The sequence below is a fragment of the Enterovibrio gelatinilyticus genome (assembly GCF_028683095.1).
Lineage (GTDB): Bacteria > Pseudomonadota > Gammaproteobacteria > Enterobacterales > Vibrionaceae > Enterovibrio > Enterovibrio gelatinilyticus.
On the sequence record NZ_JAJUBC010000153.1, the window covers coordinates 1 to 311 of the forward strand.

The 311-nt window shown below is 43.1% G+C and carries 1 protein-coding gene; it reads right to left on the reverse strand.

The features are described from left to right. On the reverse strand, positions 1 to 205 hold a 205-nt coding region (locus tag LRP50_RS25615; RefSeq protein WP_274167201.1), incomplete at its 3' end, for a hypothetical protein. Between the last annotated feature and the right edge of the window lie 106 nt (positions 206 to 311).

A 311-nucleotide genomic window follows, 5' to 3' on the forward strand; every position in this document is an offset into this window, starting at 1 on the left:
GTCGTTTTAAGGGGCGAAAAACATTAGCTTCACGCAAGAAAGCCACCGTGAGCGCCATAAATTGATATAACAAAATTTGCAGGAATGTTTTGCGTCCGCCTTGAAAACCTTTGTTATAAAGCTGCCACCCAAGTTTTTTGAATAGCCGAACCTCGCCTTTTGCCTTTGCAAGCAGCCCTTGGGATGCTTGGTCTTTTATGACCATTGATGGCTTGTTTGCAACACTTTCAATGGTGAGCGGCGATCCAAAACCAAACCGCTTTTTTGTTGAGAAAACCACTGTGGTTTATGGTTCAAATTTACTGCTTACG